This window comes from Paenibacillus algorifonticola (assembly GCF_050481745.1).
Classification (GTDB): domain Bacteria; phylum Bacillota; class Bacilli; order Paenibacillales; family Paenibacillaceae; genus Pristimantibacillus; species Pristimantibacillus algorifonticola_A.
The window spans coordinates 272328-294917 of the sequence record NZ_JBCNGR010000008.1 but is presented as its reverse complement, the minus strand read 5'-3'; the positions used below and the strand labels follow the sequence as shown (position 1 = coordinate 294917).

20 protein-coding genes are annotated in these 22590 nt (G+C 49.8%); 18 read left to right on the top strand and 2 right to left on the bottom strand.

Features of this window, described 5'->3' with window-relative positions; all coding sequences use genetic code 11:
* Positions 1 to 36 precede the first annotated feature (36 nt).
* Positions 37 to 876, bottom strand: a complete 840-nt coding sequence (gene comER / locus ABEW34_RS08865; RefSeq protein WP_430157212.1) for a late competence protein ComER — start codon at positions 874 to 876, stop codon at positions 37 to 39.
* A gap of 237 nt (positions 877 to 1113) precedes the next feature.
* Here comER and ABEW34_RS08860 point away from each other — a divergent pair, with 237 nt between their 5' ends.
* From ABEW34_RS08860 to holA, 7 genes are all read left to right on the top strand, one after another.
* Positions 1114 to 1716 carry a ComEA family DNA-binding protein gene (locus tag ABEW34_RS08860; protein WP_430157209.1) on the top strand — a complete coding sequence of 201 codons (603 nt, stop codon included), beginning with the start codon at positions 1114 to 1116 and terminating at the stop codon, positions 1714 to 1716.
* Between the two features lie 118 nt (positions 1717 to 1834).
* Positions 1835 to 2365: a deoxycytidylate deaminase gene (locus tag ABEW34_RS08855; protein ID WP_430157207.1), complete on the top strand. Its 531-nt coding sequence runs from the start codon at positions 1835 to 1837 to the stop codon at positions 2363 to 2365.
* A 468-nt stretch (positions 2366 to 2833) separates the two neighbouring features.
* The gene (locus ABEW34_RS08850) at positions 2834 to 5551 is read left to right on the top strand and encodes a ComEC/Rec2 family competence protein (protein ID WP_430157204.1); all 2718 of its coding nucleotides are present in this window, start codon (positions 2834 to 2836) and stop codon (positions 5549 to 5551) included.
* Positions 5552 to 6322: 771 nt separating this feature from the next.
* A complete protein-coding gene (locus tag ABEW34_RS08845; RefSeq protein WP_430157201.1) occupies positions 6323 to 6697 on the top strand; it encodes a hypothetical protein in 375 nt (124 codons plus the stop codon).
* Positions 6698 to 6900: 203 nt separating this feature from the next.
* Positions 6901 to 7449, top strand: a complete 549-nt coding sequence (locus tag ABEW34_RS08840; RefSeq protein ID WP_056029404.1) for an RNA polymerase sigma factor — start codon at positions 6901 to 6903, stop codon at positions 7447 to 7449.
* Positions 7446 to 8489, top strand: coding sequence for an anti-sigma factor family protein (locus tag ABEW34_RS08835; RefSeq protein WP_430157198.1), 1044 nt, complete (start codon positions 7446 to 7448; stop codon positions 8487 to 8489). The genes ABEW34_RS08840 and ABEW34_RS08835 overlap by 4 nt, the downstream gene beginning before the upstream one ends.
* A 232-nt stretch (positions 8490 to 8721) precedes the next feature.
* Complete coding sequence (gene holA, locus ABEW34_RS08830) at positions 8722 to 9759, top strand: DNA polymerase III subunit delta (RefSeq protein ID WP_430157195.1); 1038 nt, start codon at positions 8722 to 8724, stop codon at positions 9757 to 9759.
* An 83-nt stretch (positions 9760 to 9842) separates the two neighbouring features.
* Here the strand turns inward: holA and rpsT are convergent, their stop codons facing one another.
* Positions 9843 to 10115, bottom strand: coding sequence for a 30S ribosomal protein S20 (gene rpsT, locus ABEW34_RS08825; RefSeq protein WP_056029395.1), 273 nt, complete (start codon positions 10113 to 10115; stop codon positions 9843 to 9845).
* A gap of 183 nt (positions 10116 to 10298) precedes the next feature.
* Here rpsT and gpr point away from each other — a divergent pair, with 183 nt between their 5' ends.
* The 11 genes from gpr to ABEW34_RS08770 all read left to right on the top strand — a co-directional run bounded on the left by gpr (position 10299) and on the right by ABEW34_RS08770 (position 22406).
* Positions 10299 to 11300: a GPR endopeptidase gene (gpr, locus tag ABEW34_RS08820; protein WP_430157192.1), complete on the top strand. Its 1002-nt coding sequence runs from the start codon at positions 10299 to 10301 to the stop codon at positions 11298 to 11300.
* A 230-nt stretch (positions 11301 to 11530) separates the two neighbouring features.
* On the top strand, positions 11531 to 12757 hold the full coding sequence (gene spoIIP / locus ABEW34_RS08815) for a stage II sporulation protein P (protein ID WP_430157189.1): 1227 nt from the start codon (positions 11531 to 11533) through the stop codon (positions 12755 to 12757).
* A gap of 34 nt (positions 12758 to 12791) precedes the next feature.
* Entirely contained in the window at positions 12792 to 13247 is a 456-nt protein-coding gene (locus tag ABEW34_RS08810; RefSeq protein WP_430157186.1) for a hypothetical protein, read from the top strand.
* A gap of 104 nt (positions 13248 to 13351) precedes the next feature.
* Positions 13352 to 15169 (top strand): translation elongation factor 4, encoded by a 1818-nt coding sequence (gene lepA, locus ABEW34_RS08805; RefSeq protein ID WP_056029385.1) that lies wholly within the window; start codon positions 13352 to 13354, stop codon positions 15167 to 15169.
* A gap of 115 nt (positions 15170 to 15284) precedes the next feature.
* Entirely contained in the window at positions 15285 to 16454 is a 1170-nt protein-coding gene (hemW, locus tag ABEW34_RS08800; protein ID WP_430157183.1) for a radical SAM family heme chaperone HemW, read from the top strand.
* Positions 16455 to 16582: 128 nt separating this feature from the next.
* Positions 16583 to 17062: an N-acetyltransferase gene (locus ABEW34_RS08795; RefSeq protein ID WP_430157180.1), complete on the top strand. Its 480-nt coding sequence runs from the start codon at positions 16583 to 16585 to the stop codon at positions 17060 to 17062.
* A gap of 173 nt (positions 17063 to 17235) precedes the next feature.
* Positions 17236 to 18261 carry a heat-inducible transcriptional repressor HrcA gene (gene hrcA, locus ABEW34_RS08790; RefSeq protein WP_099519693.1) on the top strand — a complete coding sequence of 342 codons (1026 nt, stop codon included), beginning with the start codon at positions 17236 to 17238 and terminating at the stop codon, positions 18259 to 18261.
* Positions 18262 to 18287: 26 nt separating this feature from the next.
* Entirely contained in the window at positions 18288 to 18860 is a 573-nt protein-coding gene (gene grpE / locus ABEW34_RS08785; RefSeq protein ID WP_430157177.1) for a nucleotide exchange factor GrpE, read from the top strand.
* Positions 18861 to 18923: 63 nt separating this feature from the next.
* Positions 18924 to 20750: a molecular chaperone DnaK gene (dnaK, locus tag ABEW34_RS08780; RefSeq protein ID WP_430157174.1), complete on the top strand. Its 1827-nt coding sequence runs from the start codon at positions 18924 to 18926 to the stop codon at positions 20748 to 20750.
* Positions 20751 to 20949: 199 nt separating this feature from the next.
* Positions 20950 to 22077 (top strand): molecular chaperone DnaJ, encoded by a 1128-nt coding sequence (dnaJ, locus tag ABEW34_RS08775; protein WP_056029374.1) that lies wholly within the window; start codon positions 20950 to 20952, stop codon positions 22075 to 22077.
* Between the two features lie 134 nt (positions 22078 to 22211).
* Positions 22212 to 22406: a hypothetical protein gene (locus ABEW34_RS08770; protein WP_099519697.1), complete on the top strand. Its 195-nt coding sequence runs from the start codon at positions 22212 to 22214 to the stop codon at positions 22404 to 22406.
* Positions 22407 to 22590: the final 184 nt, after the last annotated feature.

The window sequence follows — 22590 nt, the reverse complement described above, 5'->3', positions numbered from 1 at the left end:
CATGAAGAGGTGAACGGTCAGTTAGCTGAAGAACAGCTATTGACCGTTCACCTCTTCGCCGTAGAAAGATACGGAAACTTTGGCGACATCGTCGTGGAATTTGGCATGAGTTGTGCGAATAAGCCGGTTGAATACATCATCGGTCTCATTGCGAAGCAATTTGAGCGCTTGTGCTGTAATGCCTCCGGGAACGGCTACCCGGGCCTGCACATCTGCTGGGGTAAGGCCTCCTTCGGTCAAGAGCAGCCCTGTCCCGAGCAGCATGGCACTTGCCACTTTGAGCGCTTCCTCTCGGTCAATGCCCGTCTCTTCAACTGCCGCGTCGACGAACTGTTCCAGCAGACAAGAAATAAACGCCGGTCCGCAGCTGGAGAGGTCTGAGACGACACGCGTATAGGATTCATCAATTTGCAGCGGCTCGCTAATAAAGGCGAGCAGCGCTTCGAGCCGTTCCTTGTCCTCGCTCTGGATGCGGGAGCCATAAATACATAAGGAAGCGCCGCTCCATACATGATTCGTAATGCTGGGAATGACCTTGGCTACTTTGCAGGGCACTACTTCCTCAAGATGTGAGAGCAGCACCGGGCTTGTAATCGAAACTAGCAGTTGCTCAGGCCTTATGACAGGGGAAATGTCGTCGATGACCTTTTTAAATTCATGAGGCTTAATGCAGAGAAAAACAATATCCTTGCCAAATGCGGTACGTGCATTGCTCGCTTCTGCTTGAAGTCCGGCATAGCGGTCAGCGAGCGCCTGCGCTTTGGAGAAAGTGCGATTGCTGACGGAAATTTGATCGGATTCCAGCGCTCCCGAAGCGATTAATGCCTCAATAAGCAGACTGCCCATCGTTCCCGTTCCAATAAATCCAACTTTCATAGGGTGACCTCCTTCGTTGTGAGGTTGTGAAATGGAAGCGGCCTTGTGGGGGCCTGATTTGAATCATTTTGTGATCGGAATTGATTTTGCAAAGTGAACATGAACAGGCTTTAAGGCGAAGTAAGTCTATTCGCAGTTTACCTGTTCTTCTACCGTATTCCTGACAACTTGGCAGTTATGTCAACGATTTTCATCTTTTTTGGCGCGGTCATTCATAGCGAAAGGTGTGGATAAAGGATGGGGCAACGAGCGAAGAAGCAGCAATACGGGAGAAGTCGGAATGCTAAGCGGAATATTATGTCGGGTTGTTTGCTGGTCGCCTGTGGGCTGCTTGGAGCTGCTATGTTTATGCCGAAGGAGCAGGCGCCAAGCGGCTGGACAACTTTAAATTCGGCAGTGGAAGCGGCATTGCAGCCAGAGCATAGCATTGAATCCGGCTTTCCTGAGGCGAAGAGCGAGTCTGGTGAGGGAAGTGGCTTAAGGAAGCAGAAGGATGCAGAAGGACAGCAGGGGAATACAACGGCAAATGGCAGCAGTGGAAAACCGTCCTCGAACAGTGTTGGAGTTGGGCAAAACGGGAACGGCGAGGTTGAAGCGGCACAAAATGATACAGGTGAAGTTGTTGCGTCGTCGACGGATTCGGGCAAGCTGGATATTAATCGGGCAACTGTTCAGGAGCTCGATGGGCTGAAGGGAATCGGACCGGCGAAAGCTAAAGCGATCGTAGAAAATCGGGAGAAAAATGGGCGGTTTACATCGGTCGATGACTTGCAGCGAGTGAAAGGAATTGGTTCTAAGCTGCTGGAAGGCATGAAAGACAGCATTGTCGCCAATCCTTAAGTATGAGAAAATAACAGGCAGCAGCCGAATTTAATGAAAAAACGAATATATCGTGAATTTTAGACGCAATTGTGGCTGATGATTATTTTGAACGAGCATCAAGGAGGAAGCTGAAACAATGGCAATAGTAGGGCAAGACGCCGAACGTAAAGACTGGGATACGTATTTTATGGACATTGCTTATATGGTATCGACGCGCTCACGCTGTCCAAGGCGGCATGTGGGAGCTGTTTTGGTGCAGGGCAAAAAGCTGCTTGGCACTGCATATAATGGAGCGCCAATGGGCGTTCAGGATTGCTCGGAAGCAGGATGCATGATTGCGGAAGAGTGGGAAATTAAGCTGGAGAATGGCGAGGAGCAAATGGTTAAAAAGCAGCGCTGCATTCGCACGATCCATGCGGAGCAAAATTTGCTGCTGTTTACCGATCGTGCCGACCGTGAAGGCTCAACGGTATATGTGACAGACCAGCCTTGCTGGACTTGCGCGAATATGCTTGCGAACAGCGGGATTAAAGAGGTCGTCTATCACCGCGGTTACCCGAAAGACAGCGAGAAGGTTGTGACGCTAATGGGACAGAAGGGCATTGCCTTTCGTTTTCTGGAAGGCTATGAGCCGCCGCCGCAGGCGGGAATGTCAGTTATTTCTTGATTTTCACGAGTTAACGGGAAGTTAGGGCAATGAAACTGAGCGGGTAGGAACTGGGAAAAGAGCAGAGATTGCAATAGTGAAAGAAACATATGCAGTGATAGAAACATGAGCAGTGGTAGAAAAATGAACAGCAATAGAACATAAACAGTGATAAAAAATGAACAGCGATTGAAAAATAGCGATTGAAAAATAAACAGCAAGAGCAAAGCCAAGAACATGGCCAGGGACATAAAATAACCATTATTTAGAGAGGGAGCACCTCTTATCGCCTGCGTATTCGCATGTGATAAGAGGTGTTTTTTTGCAAATATAGGTGCTTAAAAGTTTGAGCTTATTAATGATTTATATTCCACCGCGTAACGAGCTTTTGCCGTTATAGGATGGCGTAAGATGCATAGGTATGGTGGCTTTGGCTTGTTTTCATGAAAATGAAGCCATGCTCAAATCAAATTAATGAGGTGATTGAAAATGGATAGAAGACCGCTGCTTTGGTTTGCGGTATGTTTTGTGGCTGGCTGCGCAAGCGGCGCGAAATTGAGCGGCGCAGGAGCTGCACTGGCGTCGGGCGGCGTGGCAGTAGCCTCCCTGGCGCTTGTTTTGTCGGGGCGGCTGACGCGGAAGCTGGCAGCCATATGTGTAGTCAGCTTCGTCCTTGCCGCTGGGGAACGAATGTGGGCGGATGCCCGCAATGTGACTGGCCTGCTGGACGTGCTGCGCGCCGCAGAGGCGCAAGGGTTGGACGCTGCGATAGCGGCTCAAGCGTCCGGGACGATTGCGTCGGTCGTCGAAATCGACGGCGACCGGGCAAGCTTTGAGCTGGCGGTCAATGCCGCCAGCGTAGCGGGGTTTGGCTTGCCGCGCCAGCTTGGCGGCGAGCGGATGCTTGTGCAGCTGCGGCTTGAGCAGCAGCCGCAGCAGGAGGTCGCCGCTGCTTGGCGGCGCGGCGACGTCGTTGACATTAGGGGCCAGCTGGCGCAGCCCGCTGGCCCGGCTAATCGCGGCGGCTTCGACTACCGCCGCTACTTGAGCAGCCAGAAAATCCACTGGCTGCTTCAAGCTACGGGCACAGGCGCGATCGACATCGCGCCTGGCCCGCCATGGACCGCGGCCGCGCTGCTCGGCCGCGTCGACACCGTGCGCGCCTGGCTTGGCGCACAGCTGTCGAGCATGTACCCGGGCATGCAGGCCGGCTACATGCAAGGTCTCGTCCTCGGGATCACGGATGACCTTGATCCCTCCCTCATGCAGCAATTCGCTCGTCTCGGCTTAACGCATATACTCGCCATATCGGGCCTGCACGTCGCGGTATTCCTCTACGCGCTTGGCCTGATTTTACGGCTTTGCCGCATGACGCGGGAGCGTCTGCTGCTGACGCTCATTTTTGCCGTGCCCTTCTATGTGCTGCTCAGCGGCGCTTCGCCTTCGGTTGTCAGGGCAGGCGTTATGGGCATGCTCGGTCTGCTGGTTGCACGCATGCACAAGCTAAAGGATGGCCTGCATATACTGGCGGCCGCAGCCGTCATTATGCTGGCGTTAAATCCTTTTTATCTGGAAAATGTCAGCTTCCAGCTTTCGTTTATCGTAACGCTAGGCCTTATTCTTGGCGTTCCTCCTGTAAGGCGAGCCATGCCTGACTGGAAGCGAGGCAAAGCGCTGCTTGATTTGATTGCCGTCAGCGTCGTGGCACAGGCCGTATCGTTCCCGGTTTCCATTTATTATTTCAACCAATTCCATTTGCTGTCGCTCCCGGCGAACATACTGCTTGTACCATTTATCAGCTTTATTATTATGCCGTTAGGTGGAGCCGCGCTGTTCATTCATATGGCTTGGCCAGCAGGCGGCAAGCTGCTCGCATGGGCGAGCGTTTACGCGAATGACTGGACATTTTGGCTCGTGGACTGGCTCGCAAAAGCAGATTTATTCCGCCTAATTTGGAAAACTCCTCCGCTATGGTGGATTGCAGCTTGGTATGGCGCTTTAGCGCTGCTATTCCGCGCACTTCCAGTACGCCATTCGGCAGCTTTCCCTGATCATGATCCAGAGCTAGAGCTAGAGCATGGCGGGCCTGCTGCCGGTCGCGAAAATCGCGAGCTGGAGACGCAGCCGCTCCATGAGCTTTCATCCGTACATAGAATGGGCAGTATTATTGCTGCCCATAAATCATCTCTAGGATTTAAAGGCTTTCCGAGTGCAACCTCTGCGATGGCGCTTCTTTATCCCAGCAGCCTGTTTTCATCCGTCCTCCTGCTGCTAACGCTGCTGTTTTTCGCCTATTATCCTGACTTATTTGATAATGACGGCCGCGTTCATGTGCTTGATATCGGACAAGGGGACGCTATTTATGTCAGGACGCCAGAAGGGAAGCATCTGTTGATCGACGGCGGGGGAACGGTTTCTTTCCGTAAAGAGGGCGAAGAGTGGAGAGCGCGCAAGGACCCTTTTGAGGTAGGCAAGAAGGTCCTTGCCCCACTATTAATGAAGCGCGGAGTGCAACAGCTTGATTTGCTCGTCGTCAGCCATTTGGATAGCGATCATATTAAGGGGCTTAAAGCGGTTATGGATTCGATCCCAGTCAAAGGACTGTTATGGAACGGCAGTATGAAGCATTCACCTGAAGCGGAGGAATTGCTGGCTTATGCGGTTCGCCATGAGATTCCGATGTACCGGGCCGAGGCGGGGCAGGGATGGGAAATGGCCAAGGGTACAAAGCTGACCATACTATGGCCCCCTGCTGTTGTCCACATGGAACGGAGCAGCATTCCCAGCATGGAAATCGAGGAGATTGAGGAGCAGAACGAAGCGAGTGTTGTCCTTTATTTGACGATGAAGAATTATACTTTTCTGCTGACGGGAGACATCGGATTTGAGACGGAGGAGCGTTTGCTGGCCTTTATGGATGAAGATCCAGCTTTTTATGCAGCTTGCTGCTCCAAAGTTGATGTGCTTAAAGTAGCGCATCATGGAAGTCGTTATTCGACTGACGCCAATTGGCTCGAACGCTGGCAGCCGCTGAGTGCGGCGATTTCCGCAGGTGCGACAAACAGCTACGGCCATCCTCATGGCGATGTGCTGGGACGCTTGAAGGCGGCTGGAGCCGAGGTGCGCCGAACAGATCAGGATGGTGAAATTGAATACCGGGTGGCATCGGAGAGGCTTTTGGCAAGAACGATGAATAAAGGAAATTGATTTTCAATGATAATAAACACAATCACAAAAAGGAGAATTTTTAATAAAAGTGCACATAGTTGAGGCGTGTATGCAAACGTAATTGAGCTATAATCAAAACCAGATCCAGATCAAATCTAATGATGTCACAAGTATTCCCATTTTTACTGGAAATGCCTCCACTTGTGAAGGTGGACCTACGTACCGAAAGGCAGCTTGATGGTCCGAATTTCAGAGGCTCATTCCCCGCACAAAGCTAGACCAGGCGGACACAGAAGCAGCTATTTCAACAGAATCAAGGGTATAGCACAATTGGCAGACACAGGAGCCTCTAATATGCTGCAAATGGCCACTTTGCTGCGATAAAGAGGGCAATAGCGGATTTCCTGTCCGCTTAAGGTCAGAAATCGGTTCAAAACCCAAAATAGAGGAACCTCAGTCCGCCAAAAAAGGAGCGCGCGTCCCGAGCCGCGGATGCTCAATCGCAGTGTTCCCAGTCACATTGATCTCAGCAACAATCGCAGCATGAGGTTCCCCAGCCTCGAATAAACGCTAACCGAGGAGCGGCGAGCCTGCTCCGGTTGGCAAACACAGCCTATAATAGCAACATGACTTGGCAGTCTATTGCTTATCTTTAGGGCATGCATCAAGCTATACGTTTCCTTCATACATATGTTTATCTTAAGAAAAGAGGGGTGAATGGAATCACGGTGTAGGCTTCTTTGAAATGATCCTGTAAAATGAACATAAGTAGCGGTAGGTGATGATTAATGGCAAGGAAGTGTGATACCGATGATAAAAATAAACAGAGCTGGTAAATATGCTATCGATATCCGTTTTGATATAAATGGTGCAAGTGAGCTTTGCGAAGCTTTCCTTCTAACGCTTGCAGGGGAGGAAGCGGTGATAGCTCTGAGTGAAGCCGCGCAAATAAACAGTAAAAAAGTGAAAGAGCTTGGTCTTGCACAGGTTAATGACGAAGAAAGTCTCCATTATGCACAATCGGGTTTAATGCTGAAGCTCGATAGTGACAGCATCGAAAACATTTTGGCCAAGCTCAAGACATGCGTGGGCGGACAGGATTTTTTTCCGGCTGAATGCTGCGAAGTGCGCTTTGGCAAAATAAATCTTTCCTTCTATGCGTTTCTAGAGAAGGCAGTTGATTAAAAGAAGCAGGCAGGCTAGTTCCATGCAGTCATGAACTTGCTATATACGGTGCTTGCTTTTTTTGATATTCTTGAGTGTGGAGTACGCTTCTTTAAATCGGAATATGGGCCGTGTGGCTAAAATAAAAACTGAATTTGTACGAAGATTTGCAACATTTTACGCAACCTGCTCGTCAGAGAGGTTGCAAGAGAGGGGGATCCTTCGTGGTGGAGCCTGGCCTTATTAGAGCCGCTCAGTCGGGAGATCGCGACGCATTGATTACTCTATTGCGAGAGATTGAAACACATGTTTATCGGACAGCCTACTATATAGTAAACAACGAGCAGGATGCAATGGATGCGGCACAGGAGGCACTCATTCGCATTTATACCAAAATCGGCTCCTACGAAGAAAAAGCCCAATTTAAAACATGGATTCAACGCATTGTAACGAATATCTGCATAGACAAGTTTAGAAGAAACAAACCAACAGTATCCATTGATGAGCATGATATGGTGTTTCACGAGAAGCAAAATGTAGAGGATGAGGTTTTGTCCGCTTACGCAGCTCAAGACATCCGTAACGCTATTGATAAGCTACCCGATCATCACCGTGCTGTTGTCGTGCTTCGATACTTGCAGGATTTTTCCTACAATGAAATAGCTGAGTCTCTGGATTTGCCCTTAAACACCGTTAAATCCTATTTATTCAGAGCCAGACAGCAGCTTCAAACGTTACTACATGATTATCAGAAAGGTGGTGTCCGGGGATGAACTGTCAAGAGGTGATGGAATATATGCAAAGGGAGCTTGACGGCGACCTTGATGAATACGAGAAAGCAACCATGACAAACCATTTCAAACAATGTCCGGACTGCGCAGCAATGTTTGAGCGGCTGAAAAATCTGTCTGCGGAATTGGAAAATCTGCCTCATGTAACGCCAAGCTACAGCCTTGTGGATGCTATTATGCCTCAATTGGAGCAGCTTTCATTCGAAGCGGCTGGCTCTGTTGTGGAGCCGCAAGAGATGGCAACGCCTAAGCGGAGGAAAACGCCGAATCGTGCCGCTTCATCAAAGCTTCGGCAACTCACAGGCGTCGTTGCGGCGTGCCTCGTAGCTGGTACATTTATCATTTCCTATAACGCAGGCTGGTTTAATGGGTCGCAATCAAACCATGACATGAGCCGGACGGAAGCAAGTGCTACTGCTGCTGACAGCCCGTTGGAAAACTATGACAGGTCTGCGGTTAAGCAATTTGTTGCTACTGATCCACAGGCTTCGGGCGAAGTGAATACGGAATCGCTTGATACGGGCATGAGTCTTAAAACGAATGTAACTGATCAAAGTGTCGATGGATCAAATCAAGATGGCGGAAGCGCTACCGGCAATAACAGCAGCGAATTTGGAGCTTCTGATGTTGGTTCGGCTTCTGGCCTTACTGCTCCGGATTCCAAAGATGCAAGGTCTGACACGGGTACAGACACTAGCATTTCTCAAGCTCCTGCCGCGGAGGATGGCAAACCATTGGAAAGCCTTTCAGGCGAACCGGAGAAAGCTCCTCTTGCAACGGTTCCATTGGTTTCTGCTGACGGCGTTTATTCTGCTGAGGTTGTTGGCTATGCCATTAAGATTTATGAGGCAAGCGACCATAAGCTGCTGCTGGAAACAGCGCGCAAAAACGGCCAAATCGCTAATTTGAGCTGGTCAGAGGATAATAAGATATTAAATTATGAAATTCATCTGGAGTCGGGCGGCATTGAAAAATATGCGGTAGATTTGAATACGCTTAAGGATGAAAAAGCAGCGCATTAATTTGAGTTGAATGTCTACAGGTGTATGCACACTTTCCGCTCTTGCTGCGTATGTTAAAGAGTGGAGAGAAGATGCGACGTGTTAGCCTTGATCGTCGTATGACCATCAGCAGAAGGGGAAGCCATGGATCTTTCTGCTGATGTTTATATAGATGTTCAGGGACAAAGGGATGAAGCCGATCGGGCTCATCCCTTTGTTGCCGTTCACAGGAGAAGGTAGGGAGGAATAACCTTTGGATGGGAAAGAAGCATTGAAGGAAATCAAGGGCAAGCGATTTCGCCCTGTATATGTCGTGTTCGGCAAAGACCGATACCGAATTCAGCAGTTTGAGAGTGCGCTTGCTGACGCGATGTTCACCGCTGATGAGCGGGAGCTGGGTATCGTCAAATTCGATACAGCGGAAAGTGTGCTGGATGAGGCCGTGCTGGAAGCGGAGACGCTGCCCTTCTTCGTTGAACGCAAGCTGGTCATCGTGAGGGATGCCGTCGTATTTGCAGCTGGCGGGAAAGAGGGGGGCAAGCTGGACCATCGCACCGACCGCTTGCAGCAATATATAGAGAATCCTTCTGAGACAACGGTCATTTTGTTTCTGATAAATGCGGAGAAGCTGGATGAACGGCGCAAGCTCGTTAAGCAGCTGAAGGATCGCAATGCGCTCATTGCTTTTCAAGAGCTGGATGCATCCGAATTGAAGGGCTGGGCGATCCGCCGGGCTGCGGAACAGAAACGCACGCTGGACACAGAGGCGGTTGAGCTGCTTCTGTCACGGGTCGGAGCTCATATGCAGCAGCTGGCGCTGGAAGTGGACAAGCTTTGTCTGCACGCAGGTGTTGGCGGTCAGATTGGACGCAAGGATGTGGAGCTGCTTACGGTGTCGACTGTTGAAGAGGATGTATTCGCATTAGTTGATGCGATTGCGGAATTGCAGGTGGACAGGTCGCTCCGCTTGTATCGACAACTGCTCATCAGGCGCGAGGAGCCGATAAAAATCGCGGCTTTGATTGCACGACAGCTGCGTATTATGCTGCAAATTAAAGAGCTGGAGCAGCATCGCTATTCACCGCAGCAAATGGCCGGGCAGTTAGGGCTCCATCCTTATGCGGTTAAGCTGGCTGCGGAGAAGTGCCGGAAGTTTTCAACGTCGCGGCTAGGGGCATTGCTATCCTCTATAGCTGATCTGGATTATAAGATGAAGACAGGGCAAATGGATAAAAACTTTGGACTTGAGCTTTATTTATTATCGCTTGGCGCCCCGAAGCGGATGGCATAGAGGCCATCCGCCACATCATAACACACAAAAAAGCTGTCAACCGGATAACCGGAAGACAGCTTCTTTGTATGTTCAAGGACGGTTTAAGCTTGCGCCGAAAGAGCGTTAAGCTTTTTAGCAAGACGAGATTTTTTGCGGGCAGCCGCATTTTTATGAATCAGGCCTTTAGTAACCGCCTTGTCCAATTTTTTCGTCGCAGCGATTAGAGCTGTTTTAGCAACAGCTACATCAGTGCCGGCGATAGCTTGGTCAGCAGATTTAACAGCCGTACGAAGCGCGGATTTTTGGGAAGCGTTCAAAGCGCGGCGTTTTTCGCTCGTTTTGACGCGTTTAATTGCGGATTTAATGTTTGGCATCGAGTTTCACCTCCTACGAAATATGCACAGGCAATCTTTAGCATACGCTATAATTCTGGATAACACAACTTAAAATATATTATCACGCGTATACCCAAAAAGCAATAGCACGCATGAAAACCAAATGCTTGCGAACACTAATGGCAGAAAGCATTTATTTTTTTCAAGGAAGAAGGGTATGCGGTGGGACAACTTGATTTGCAGGCTTACAACGTTCGAACGGATTTGGCGCTGGAAGCAAAAGAAATGGCCGAGCAGTCGGGCGGCGTCATTCCGGGCATCCATTCCGAGCGCCAAGATGAGGATGGCATCGTCATTACAAGCCTCCATGTCCAAAATGAGCAAGGGGCCGCGGCAATTGGCAAAATGCAGGGCCACTACGTCACGCTGGAGGTTCCAGGACTGCGTACGCAAGATACGGAGCTGCAGAACCGGGTTGCGACGATGTTCGCCAAGCATTTTGAGACTTTTCTTGAACGCATCGGTGTCGGCAAGACAGCACGGGTGCTTATTGTTGGACTTGGCAACTGGAATGTGACGCCGGATGCACTGGGCCCAATTGTCGTGGAGAACGTAATGGTGACCCGCCATTTTTTTGAGCTGATGCCCGATCAGGTTGCGCCTGGCTATCGTGCGGTCAGCGCTATTGCGCCTGGTGTACTAGGCATTACCGGCATTGAGTCCAGCGATATTATTCAAGGCATTGCCGAGCGAACGAAGCCCGATGTCATTATTGCCATTGATGCTCTTGCATCCAAGGCGGTGGAACGGGTGAACACGACGATTCAAATTGCCGATACCGGCATTCATCCCGGCTCTGGCATCGGCAATAAGCGTAAAGGACTCACGAAGGAAATTTTAGGTATTCCAGTCATTGCCATTGGAGTTCCGACAGTCGTATATGCTTCTACAATTGTGAATAATACACTGGAGCTGATGCGCCACCACATTGAAACGAACAAGGGCGACAGCAATCAGGTGTTTGGCATTATGAACCAGTTGGAGGAGCAGGAGCGGCTGCAGCTCGTCAAAGAGGTGCTTCACCCGCTCGGCCATGATTTGCTCGTGACGCCGAAGGAGATTGACCAGTTTATCGAGGACATCGCCAACATTATTGCGAGCGGGCTTAATGCTTCGCTGCATGATGCGGTTGATACCGATAATGTAGCCGCCTATACCCATTAACAGCAAGCCGCCATACGATGCCTTTCAACACATAGGCATTGTATGGCGTTTTTTTTGTGCATCTTCTCATCTTCTTAATACAATGTCTATTAAGCATGTCTCTTTCACTCTAAATCTAGCAGCCGATTATATTAAAAATGAAGTTGCCGTCGGTTCTATTAATGCCTGCTTGTTCATAGATTAATAGCAGCAGGACATCTCTAGCACAGAACCGGGAGGTAAGAGAAACGATGAGACGTAAAATCATGCTGCTCGATTTGGCGTATGGAAGCCGGAAACTTCGGCAATTGCTGGTCACAGGAAGAACATTCGCTGTTCTTTCTTTATGTTCGATGATTTTTTTCGTCATTATAGGCATTGCAGCAGTTGCCCACCGTCAAGCGTCGGCTGCGCCGGTGTCGTCGATGAAAGGTTTTGCAGCGGCTGTATCGAGCGGTTTGTTCGGGGATATGCTGGAAATGGAGCTGCCCGCATATCAGGGCAGCAATCAGTCAGGCGAGCTGTCTGTGCCGCAAGTGAGCGCTTTTTTAGTCAGGCTGATGACGGATATTAATCCTACCCAGCCGAAAAGCCTGCTAGCAGCAGGCATGCCCGGCATGAGTGCCGGAGATTCCTTTCTCATTCGCAAAGGCAGCGGGACCGATACTGCCGTCGGGCCTGAGGATAATGAGCCGATTCCTTCGCATGCCGAAGAAGGGACGACAGGTGGACAGCCGAATGTGGAGCCGCAGCCATCGCTTCCGCCAAGCACTCTAGAGCCGGGGGACAAGCCTGGGCAAAGCGGCAGCGGCAATACGAAGCCTTCGACAGGGGAGGCTAAGATTGCATTTATCTATCATTCCCATAATCGGGAATCGTGGTATCCAGAATTGAAGGATGGTGCCAAGGACCCGAATTCCAGCACAACGAATATTACGCTGGTCGGCAAGCGGCTTGCGGAGCAGTTGGAGCAGCGCGGGGTTGGCGCTATGCATTCAGAAACCGATTATCCGACCGCCATGAAAAATTACAAATGGGAGCTGTCATATAAATATTCCATGAAGACGGTTAAAGAGGCGCTGGCGAGCAGCAAGGATTTGAAGTTTTTATTCGATCTGCATCGCGATTCGCAGAAGCGCAAATACACGACGACCGAAATTAAGGGCAAAAGCTATGCGCAGGTTTATTTTATCATCGGCCATAAAAATCCGAACTGGAAGGAAAACGAAGCGTTCGCCACTAAAATTCATGAAGCGCTGGAGAAGCAGTACCCGGGCATTTCAAGGGGTATATGGGGCAAAACAGCCGCCACAGGCAACGGGGAATACAATCAATCGCTCGCCGCAGACAGCGTGCTGATCGAGGTAGGCGGTGTAGACAATACGCTGGTAGAGTCGTATCGCACCGCAGATGTGCTGGCTAAAGTAATCGCGGATATTTATTGGCAGGATGAGAAGGTTACAGCTCCACAAAGCTAAATGGCGAATCTAGAGTAGAAAGGATAGTTGCGGTATGAGAAAGCGGCGTGATGCGTTTAAATGGGCGATCATCGGCGGGGTGCTCGTTTTTGTTATCTTGTATGGCATTGAAATGTCCTCCTCGGGCATTGAACGGATTTATGGGCCGATTGAGGAGACCGGAGCTTCCTCTGTCATGCCGGTAGATGCGATCATTAGGCAAGGCGCAGAAGAAGGCGGCAGCGGAAGCATTGGACCAGAAACACAGTCGATTGCCGGCATGTCGGATGCCGCTTCGCGCAAAATATCCGAGCTTGAGAGGGAGCTGGCCGAGGTGCGGAAGCTTGCCGAGCAAAATGCGCTGTATGGCGACCGGCTGCCGGGTATGCCTTATGAAAATCAGGAGCCCTCGGTCAATAAGCTGGCTGATGGCACAGCAGGCTTGCTGCAATCTTTTTCGACCGGAAGCATGGCATTTATTGTAGATTTGTTTGAAAAGGTGACGAATTAAAGAAGGCGCTCTTTCGGAATTTCGGCAACCGCATTGCTGGCGCACTTCATTGCTGATATAATGGAAAGAATGATTAGCAATAATGGATGGTGTGGGGGTTAGGCATGGCTGACGTACGTGACCGACAAAAGAAAATTAGAAACTTCTCGATTATCGCGCATATTGACCACGGGAAGTCTACGCTTGCGGATCGCATTTTGGAATACACTGGGGCGCTCACTTCGCGAGAAATGCAAGCTCAGGTGCTGGACCAAATGGATTTGGAGCGGGAGCGCGGCATTACAATTAAGCTGCAGGCTGTTCGTCTGACCTATAAGGCGGATGACGGTGTGGAATATTTGCTCAATTTGATTGATACGCCTGGACACGTCGATTTTACATATGAAGTTTCCCGCAGCCTTGCTGCTTGCGAAGGCGCGCTGCTCGTTGTAGACGCTGCGCAAGGGATTGAGGCACAGACGCTTGCCAATGTTTATTTGGCACTCGACAACAACCTCGAAATTCTTCCAGTCATCAATAAAATCGACTTGCCAAGCGCAGAGCCAGATCGCGTCAAGCAGGAAATTGAAGATGTTATTGGGCTGGATGCGAGCGAGGCGGTTCATGCTTCGGCGAAGGCAGGCATTGGCATTAAGGAGATTTTAGAGCAGGTCGTTGCCAAGGTTCCAGCTCCTACAGGTGATCCTGATCAGCCGCTTAAGGCGCTGATTTTCGACTCACACTATGATGCGTACAAAGGCGTTATCGTTTACGTCCGGGTTATTGACGGCAGCATCAAGGCGGGCAAGAAAATCCGCTTTATGGCGACTGGCGCTGAGTTTGAGGTTATTGAGGTTGGCGCGTTCATGCCGCGTATGGGCATCGTGGACGAGCTGGCAGTCGGTGATGTAGGCTTTGTCGTTGCTGGTATCAAAAATGTAAAAGACACGCGTGTCGGCGATACCGTAACCGAAGCGAAGCGTCCGGCACCGGAAGCACTTCCGGGCTACCGCAGGATTAATCCAATGGTATTTTGCGGATTATATCCAATTGAAACACAGGATTACAACGATTTGCGCGAAGCGCTAGAGAAGCTGGAGCTCAATGATGCTTCGCTGCGCTACGAGCCGGAAACGTCGACAGCGTTAGGCTTTGGCTTCCGCTGCGGGTTCCTGGGCCTCCTGCATATGGAAATTATTCAGGAGCGTATTGAGCGCGAGTTCAACATTCCGCTTATTACGACGGCGCCAAGCGTTATTTATCAGGTAACGCTGACGGATGGAACAGTCATGAGCATCGACAATCCGTCCAACCTGCCAGAACAGGGCAAGCTTGATTTTATCGAGGAGCCTTATGTTAAAGCAGGCATTATCGTTCCGAATGATTATGTCGGCGCGATTATGGAGCTGTGCCAGAATAAGCGCGGCGAATTCGTTAACATGGAATATTTGGATACGAACCGCGTCACGATTACGTATGAAATTCCGCTTTCGGAAATTGTATATGATTTCTTCGACCAGTTGAAATCAAGCACGAAGGGTTATGCTTCGTTCGACTATGAAGTATCCGGCTACCGCAAGTCCAACCTTGTGAAGATGGATATTATGCTGAATGGCGAACAGGTCGATGCATTATCCGTCATCGTTCACCGCGATAGAGCGTTTTTCCGTGGACGGATTATTTGTCAGAAGATGAAGGAGCTTATCCCTCGTCAAATGTTTGAGGTTCCGATTCAGGCATCGTTGGGTACCAAGGTTATTGCCCGTGAAACCGTTAAGGCGATGCGCAAAAACGTACTTGCCAAATGTTACGGCGGCGACATTAGCCGGAAGCGCAAGCTGCTTGAGAAGCAAAAAGAGGGCAAGAAGCGCATGAAGCAGGTCGGCAGCGTTGAGGTGCCGCAGGAAGCGTTCATGGCTGTGCTCAAGATCGACGAAAGCTAGAGGGAGAAGGAGAGCCGGGGGCTCTCCTTTTTATCATGATAGAGGCAAGAAGCCAGCTGCGCTATGAGGGGCTGGCACTTGAAGAGAGCTTGCCACAGGAAAGCAGGTGTACAGCATGACGATTCATCACGCGCCGCGAGCGCTGTATATTCATATCCCTTTTTGTACGAATAAGTGCCATTACTGCGATTTTACGTCCTATGTGCTGAAAGGCCAGCCTGTGGACGATTATTTGGATGCGCTGGAGCGCGAAATGGAGCGGACGATCAGCGTGCTGCCGCCAGAGCAAATCGATACGGTATTCGTAGGCGGAGGTACGCCGACGGTGCTTACACCGCCGCAGATGGAGCGATTTCTCGCTGCCGTCCGCAGGCATTTTCCACTTACACCAGATGTCGAGTTTTCTATGGAAGCCAATCCAGGCACGACGGATGCTGACAAGCTGGCGGCGATGTATGCCGGTGGGGTGAACCGGATCAGCTTTGGCGTGCAATCGTTTAACAACACGCTGCTGGAGCGTATTGGACGCATTCACAATGTGGAGGACGTGTATCGCAGCCTGGAGAATGCTAGAGCAGCAGGTTTTACGAATTTGTCGATCGATCTGATGTTTGGCTTGCCAGGACAGACGGTTGAGCTGCTGGCTGACAGCGTGCAGAAGGCACTTGCGCTTAAGCTGCCGCATTATTCGCTGTACAGCCTTAAAGTGGAGGAAAACACGCTGTTCCACAAGCTGTATGAGCGCAATGAGCTGCCGCTGCCGACAGAGGATGAGGATTTAAATATGTATTTGCTGCTTATTGAGCAGCTTAAGGCTGGCGGCTATCAGCACTATGAAATAAGTAATTTTGCCCGCCCAGGCTACGAGAGTAAACATAATTCAACTTACTGGCGCAATGAGCACTATTATGGGCTCGGAGCTGGTGCCCATGGGTACGCAAATCGCGAGCGCCATGTTAATATCAAGGGCGTGCAGCCTTATATTGACGCTACGCTTGCCCGCCTGCCGCGGCTTGATACGGAGACGATATCCGAGCTTGAGGCGATGGAGGACTTTATGATGGTCGGCTTGCGTCTGCTGGATGGCATCCGTACAGCTGATTTTACCCGTCAGTTTGACGGGAAGATACTCGAAGGCTATTTTGGCCCGATTATTGACAAGCATTTGAATGACGGCTTAATGGAGCGTCTGGAGGATGAGCGTGGGTCGGGTTATCGACTGACGGATAAAGGCGTATTGCTCGGCAATGAAGTGTTTGGATCGTTTATTGGTTTGGAAGTTTAGCTAGATAGGCGATGATGAAAATTTATATGAAGATTTTTTAAAATTGCCTATTGAGAAAACATACGCGATGTTGTATATTTATTCAATGATATATGGTGATGAAACAAGCACCGGATGGGGGGAGCAGCATGAAACTAATGGACAGCTTGCAGGCAGTGTGCAGAAAAGCAACCAAAGATGATGTTGACGTATTGTTTGATTTAATTCAAGGCTATGCAGAGAAAGGGATCATGCTGCCACGTACCCGGTATATGCTTGAGTATTCGATAAATTCTTTTATAGTAGCGGAAGTAGGCGACCAGGTTGTCGGCTGCGGCTCGTTGACGAAGCTAGGCGATAATTTGGTAGAGATCCGGTCACTTGGCATGTCGGATGGCTACAAGGGTCTGGGCATTGGCAGCAAGCTCGTTGACGGCTTGCTTGCTGCGGCGAAGGAACAGGGCATTACGAAGGTAATGGCGCTGACGTATGAGGTCGCTTTTTTTCTGCGGAATGGGTTCACGGTCGTGGATAAAGACATTTTTCCCGAAAAGGTATGGACCGATTGCGTCAACTGTCCGAAGCAGAATGCTTGCGATGAAATCGCCGTGTTGAAAGTGCTGGAGTAGAGGCTTTTCCGAGCTTCCGCAAGTCATTATAATGAATATTCTTAAAATAGGATAACTAAAAATGCCAAACTCACTTGACAATGCTCGAGCGGGTTTGGTATTTTTGTATTAACGATTAGCACTCAATCAAGACGAGTGCTAATGACAGAGCCGATGACTTGGAGGGAATGCGCATGTTGACGGATAGACAGCGAATGATTTTAACAGCTATCGTAGATGATTATATCCGCTCGGCTGAGCCAGTCGGTTCACGCAGTATTTCTAAGCGCGGTGATGTTGGCTTCAGCCCAGCTACCATTCGTAATGAAATGGCGGATTTGGAGGAGCTTGGATTTCTGGAGCAGCCACATACGTCGGCAGGCCGAATTCCTTCTACTAAAGGCTATCGCTATTACGTTGATCATCTGATGAGGATGGAAGAGTTGAACGATGCGGATATGACAAAGGTTCGTTCTTTTTTCACCGAGCAGATGAGCCAGATGGAGCAGGTTATTCAGCATGCAGCATCGATTTTGTCCAGCCTGACGAACTACACGTCGATATTGCTGGGCCCGGAGCTGTTTAATACATCGCTGAAGCATTTCAGCCTTGTGCCGCTGGATGAACGTTCTGCGGTCGCCATTATTGTCACCAATACGGGGCGCGTCGAGAATCGCACCATTACGCTGCCGTCTGAGGTGAAGATGGAGGAACTGGAGAAGGTCGTCCATATTTTGAATACGAAGCTTGTCGGCATTCCTTTAGTCCGCTTGAAATCAAAGCTTTATCTTGAGGTTGGTCAGGAGCTTGAGCGTTACGTCGATCATTGCGAGGAAGTGCTGAGCGTACTGGATCAGGCGCTGCAGCCTGATAATGATCATCGCCTGTTTCTGAGCGGAACGACGAATATGCTGACGCAGCCGGAATTTAAAGATGTTGACAAGGTAAAAACGATTTTGGATTTGCTGGAAGAAACGCCAGCCGTGATGAAAATGTTTTCCTCCTTGCCTTCAGGCATACAAGTGCGCATTGGGACGGAAAATGATAATCTGGCGATCGCCAGCTGCAGCTTGATTACCGCTTCCTATTCGGTTGACGGGCAGCCGCTCGGTACAATCGGCATTCTTGGTCCCACGCGGATGGAGTATGGCAAGGTGATGAGCTTGGTTGATTTGATTTCTAAAGATATGGCTGCATTTTTGGCCCGCTGGTATAAATGATGAAGCCATGCATGCCGTAGCGGCATTTGAAGGAGGTGAATAGGGTGAGTAAAGAGCAACAAAATGATGTGGTTGAGGAGCTAGTGGCAGACGAGACTGTCGAATCGCAAGAAACGGCTGAAGCTGGGCAAAATGAAGCTGAAGCAGTTGATGCGCGTTATGCAGAGCTTGAGAAGCAGCTTGAAGAGAGCCAGCAGCGCTACCTTCGCACACAAGCGGACTTTGACAATTTTCGTCGTCGTTCCACTAAGGAAAGAGAAGAGCTGGCGCGTTATGCGTCGATGAAGCTCGTTACTGAGCTGCTGCCGGTTGTCGACAACTTCGATCGGGCTACAGCTGCTGTTTCCGTTAATGGTGACGTAGAGGCACTTGCGAAAGGTGTGGACATGATTTTCCGCCAATTGACGCAAACGCTGGAGCAGGAAGGTCTCACGGCGATGAATGTCGTTGGAGAAGCTTTTAACCCTGACTTCCATCAGGCGATTATGACGGTGGAATCCGATGAATATGAAGAAGGAATTATTGTGGAGGAAGTTCAAAAAGGCTACATGCTGAAGGAGAAGGTTCTCCGTCCAGCAATGGTTAAAGTGAGCGGCTAACCGATATTTTCCTTTGATAATAGAATGTATGAATGAAGAACCATTATAAGGAGGAAATTCACGATGAGTAAAGTAATCGGTATCGACCTTGGTACAACAAACTCTTGCGTTGCAGTAATGGAGGGCGGCGAGGCTGTCGTTATTCCTAACCCGGAAGGCAGCCGTACAACCCCTTCGGTCGTTGGTTTCAAAAAAGACGGCGAGCGTATCGTCGGTGAAAGCGCGAAGCGCCAAGCGATCACTAACCCTGACCGCACGATCATTTCGATCAAGCGCCATATTGGTACAAACCATAAGGAAAGCATTGATGGCAAAGATTATTCGCCACAAGAAATTTCCGCAATCATTTTGCAAAAGCTAAAGTCTGATGCAGAAGCTTACTTAGGTCAAACCGTAACGCAAGCCGTTATTACGGTTCCTGCTTACTTCAATGACAGCCAGCGTCAAGCAACAAAAGATGCTGGTAAAATCGCAGGTCTGGAAGTTCTTCGTATCGTCAACGAGCCGACAGCAGCAGCTCTTGCTTACGGCCTTGAGAAAACAGAAGATCAAACGATTCTCGTTTATGACCTTGGCGGCGGTACATTTGACGTATCGATCCTTGAGCTTGGCGATGGCTTCTTCGAAGTTAAAGCAACAAGCGGCGACAACAAGCTGGGCGGCGACGATTTTGACCAAGTCATTATCGATCACCTCGTAGCTGAATTCAAAAAAGAGCAAGGCGCTGACCTTTCTAAAGATAAAGCGGCTGTACAACGTCTGAAAGATGCTGCTGAAAAAGCAAAAAAAGAACTGTCAGGCGTAATGTCGACAACCATTTCGCTGCCGTTTATTACGATGGTAGATGGCGTTCCTCAGCATATGGAAACAAATCTGACTCGCGCAAAATTTGAAGAGCTGGCAGCAGACCTCGTAGAGCGCACGCTGAAACCAACTCGTCAGGCGCTGAGCGATTCCGGCTTGTCCGCAAACCAAATCGACAAAGTCGTTCTTGTAGGCGGTTCGACACGTATTCCCGCCGTTCAAGAAGCGGTTAAAAAGCTGATCGGCAAAGAGCCGCACAAGGGCGTTAACCCGGATGAGGTTGTTGCTTTGGGCGCGGCTGTTCAAGCAGGCGTATTGACTGGTGACGTTAAAGACGTTGTATTGCTTGACGTTACTCCGCTTTCCCTTGGTATCGAAACAGCAGGTGGCGTCTTCACGAAGATGATCGACCGCAACACTACGATTCCAACAAGCAAATCGCAAGTGTATTCGACGTATGCTGACAACCAGCCAGGCGTTGAAATTCATGTCCTTCAAGGCGAGCGCGAAATGGCAGCGGGCAACAAAACGTTGGGCCGCTTTACCCTGAGTGATATTCCTCTTGCACCGCGCGGCGTACCGCAAATTGAAGTTACCTTTGACATCGATGCGAACGGTATCGTTAACGTATCGGCACTTGATAAAGGTACAGGAAAAAGCCAAAAAATCACAATCACTTCTTCCAGCGGCCTGAGCGACGCGGAAATTGAACAAATGATGAAGGATGCCGAGCTGAATGCGGAAGAAGACCGCAAACGCCGTGAGCTGGTAGAAGCGAAAAACAACGCTGACCAACTCGTATACTCGGTAGACAAAACGATTAAAGATCTTGGCGACAAAGTAGCTCCAGAAGAAATCGAAAAAGCAAATGCTGCGAAAGAAAAAGTAACAGCTTCGCTTGCAACCGACAACCTGGAGGAAATTAAAGCAGCTTCTGATGAGCTGACTGAAATTGTACAGCAGCTATCCGTGAAGCTGTATGAGCAAGCGGCTGGGCAGCCAGGCGCAGAAGGCGAACAGCCGGAAGCAAAAGGCAAAGACAATGTGGTTGACGCTGACTACGAAGTAGTTGACGACAAAAACTAAGCCTGTAGTGCGGATGAGGTCAAAGACAGGGCTTTCCCTGTCTTTGACCTTGTTCCATGATTATGTCATCATAAAAGCTTCGACGATTAATGGATACGAAGCTATACTTTTTTTAAAAGGATAAGTTGAACGAAGGAAATATATGAAGCATGGGAGTAACCAGCTTATCCAACACATTTATGGGCGGAGGTGATACCGTTTGTCAAAAAGAGATTATTATGAAATTCTGGGTGTAGGCAAGGACGCTTCAGCGGATGACATTAAGAAATCGTACCGTCAGCTCGCGCGAAAGTATCATCCGGACGTCAACAAGGCAGCTGATGCCGAGACGCAGTTTAAAGAAGTCAAGGAAGCTTACGACGTACTGAGTGACGATGGCAAGCGCTCTACCTACGACCGATACGGGCATGTTGACCCGAATCAAGGCATGGGCGGTGGAGCCGGCGGTTTCGACGGCGGCGGCTTCGGCGATATTTTCGATATGTTCTTCGGTGGCGGCGGTGGCCGTCGGGATCCGAATGCGCCACAGCGTGGCAGCGATTTGCAATATACAATGACGATCGATTTCAAGGAAGCGGTATTCGGCAAGGAAACGGAGATTACGATTCCTCGCACCGAAAACTGTGATACTTGCAGCGGTTCTGGTGCTAAGCCAGGAACGAAACCGGACACTTGCTCCGTATGTAGCGGTACTGGCCAGCAGGAAGTTGTGCAAAATACACCATTCGGCCGTATGGTCAACCGCCGTGCTTGCTCCAACTGTAGCGGAACGGGCCGCGTAATCAAAGAAAAATGCGGAACTTGTCATGGCGCAGGCAAAGTGAAAAAACAGCGTAAAATTACAGTGAAAATCCCGGCCGGCGTTGATGAAGGCGCACAAATCCGTTTGTCTGGCGAAGGTGAAGCTGGTCAACGCGGCGGTCCTGCGGGCGATTTGTACATCGTTATTCGCGTAAGAGCGCATGAGTTTTTCGAGCGTGAAAACGATGATATTTATTGCGAGGTTCCCCTGTCCTTCGTACAGGCGGCACTCGGGGACGAAATCGAAATTCCTACGCTGACGGAGAAAATCAAGCTGAAAATTCCAGCCGGCACTCAGACGGGCACTTACTTCCGCCTGAAAGGCAAAGGTGTTCCTAAGCTGCGCGGATATGGGCAGGGCGACCAGCACGTTAAAGTGACAGTCGTTACCCCACAAAAGCTGACGGATGAACAGAAAGAGCTGCTTCGCCAGTTTGGCGGCGTTTCAGGCTCCGTTCCGACAGAAACAGCAGAAAATCACGAATCAATTTTTGAACGGATGAAAAAGGCGTTCCGCGGCGAATAAGCGCGGATCGTCTTTTTTTCTGAAAGCATGCGAAAAAACGAATAATAATGGCCCCGGCTTTCCATTCTATCGTAGTAGGAAGCGAAGGCGGTTGAATACCGCCTACCTACACGTAGAAGGAGGCTGGGCTCATTATGGCTGATCAACACATACGCGCTGTATTTGAACATTCTGAGGCGGCACAGGGAGCGCTGCGCAAGCTGCAGGCGCTTCGGGTTGATGGACAGGCAGACAGTACGGCACTTACAGCGACGCTTGAAGAGCATGTCAAGGACAGGGCACTGCGCCTAATTGAGGATGCGGGCGGAAGTATGGAGCAATTGATGTAACCGGGCAAGGGGAAAGTCCGTATTTGCAATCGCAAGCGGGAGAGGGCAGGAGCAAAGGGCCTGCCCTCTCTTTTTGTATGCGAAAAAGACGATATAGCTGCTGGAAAGGCTGTAAAATAGCAGGATTATCACATTTTCAAATACATATTTTGTGCATCAATGCGGATTGGTGTACAATAGATGT